2 protein-coding genes and 1 pseudogene are annotated in these 1,694 nt (G+C 47.6%); all 3 read left to right on the forward strand.

The window, feature by feature from the left end:
• Positions 1–788 (forward strand): SGNH/GDSL hydrolase family protein (locus F6K38_RS41245; protein WP_287360619.1); only part of this gene is annotated, 788 nt, incomplete at its 5' end.
• A 146-nt stretch (positions 789–934) separates the two neighbouring features.
• The gene (locus F6K38_RS41250; RefSeq protein ID WP_287360621.1) at positions 935–1,111 is read left to right on the forward strand and encodes a hypothetical protein; all 177 of its coding nucleotides are present in this window, start codon (positions 935–937) and stop codon (positions 1,109–1,111) included.
• Positions 1,112–1,168: 57 nt separating this feature from the next.
• Positions 1,169–1,694, forward strand: a pseudogene (locus tag F6K38_RS41255) (M42 family peptidase); the annotation flags it as partial.

Raw genomic sequence — 1,694 nt, forward strand, 5'->3', positions numbered from 1 at the left:
CAGGCACTGGACAAACTGCCCCTGTTACCTCCTCTGGATTGGTAGTTTTACCAGGATTGCAACCACAGATTGATGCCTTTACTGTTCCCCTGATACAAGCCGGTCAGTCGGCTGACCCAGATGCTCTCTATATAGTGTGGGCTGGTGCTAATGATTATCTACCTACCCAAGGCAGTTTTGAACCATTTACAGAAACTGACACCACCCTGGCAAATTTGTCAGATGCACTGCAAGACCTGACTGATGTTGGGGCTAAGAATATTATGGTCGTTAACTTGCCAGATTTGGGCAATACGCCCCTTGCTCTGGGAGTTGATGGACGTGTTCCTGGTACTACCGATGCCCTCAACACCTTAACAGAAAACCATAACTCTGGTTTGTCTGAACTACTGGATCAATTCAGTCAGACTCCCGACTCAGATGTCAATATCATCCCGGTTGATGTTAATTCTATATTTAGGGACATTCTGGCTCAGCCGACGGAATTTGGTTTCACCAATGTAACTAGTCCTTGTTTGAATATACCAGCACAATTTGTATGTGAGAATCCCGAGGAGTTTTTCTTCTGGGATTTACAACATCCAACCACTGGTGTTTATCGAATCATTGCGGATTTAGCCCTGTCAGCATTGAACGATCCAAACCCAGATAATAACCATTCACACCCAGCTAATGTTCCTGAACCAGCAATGGCTTTAGGTCTATTCGCCTTGGGGGCTTTAGGGATAGGTTCTAAGGGAATCGGGAATCGGGAATCGGGAATCGGGAATCGGGAATCGGGAATTTAGAATTTAGAATCGGGAATCGGGAATCGGGAATCGGGAATTGGGAATCGGGAATCGGGAATCGGGAATCGGGAAAGACAGGGGAGTGTGGGAGGTGTGGGAAGTGTGGGGAGTTTGGGGAGTTTGTTATTAAGGGTAATTATCTCGATATGATATCAGATGAGCAACTGGCTCCCCAAGACAGCTTAGGTGCGCTTTCCGTAGGCGAATTAAATTCGCCACGGGTCGCACCTCTCCATCGCTTTTCGTCAATTCTTATTCCCCTTTCCCAACTCTTGACTCCCAACTCCCGATTCCCGACTCCCTCGGTGCGCTTTCCGCATTAAGAATTAAATTCGCCACGGGTCGCACCGCTCCCGACTCCCTACTCCCTATTCCCAACAATGACTAACAATTACAACCAACTGTTCAAAACTATAGAAGAGTTAGTTATGCACCATTCCCCTAGTGGTGCGGAAGAGGAAATTGACCAATTGTTACTGTATCGGTTTCAAGCTTTAGGGGTGGAAACTTGGCAGGATCGGGCGGGAAATGTCATTGCCAAAATCCCTGGTAAGGATGCTGGTGCCAGTCCCATTGCGATTACTGCTCATAAAGATGAAATTGGTGGCATTGTTAAACGGATTGCTGAAGCAGGACGGGTGGAAGTGCGCCGGTTGGGGGGTTCTTTTCCTTGGGTTTATGGTGAGGGTGTGGTGGATCTGTTGGGGGATAACTATACCATTAGTGGTATTCTCTCCTTTGGCTCACGTCATGTTTCCCATGAATCTCCCCAAAAAGCATTGCAGGATGATGCTCCTCTACGTTGGCAAGATGCCTGGATTGAAACGAAATGTAGTGCTACAGAATTGGCAGAGGCTGGGGTGCGTCCAGGGACTCGTATGGTGGTTGGTAAACATCGTAAGAGAC

The organism is Moorena sp. SIO3B2 (assembly GCF_010692525.1).
Classification (GTDB): Bacteria; Cyanobacteriota; Cyanobacteriia; order Cyanobacteriales; family Coleofasciculaceae; genus Moorena; species Moorena producens.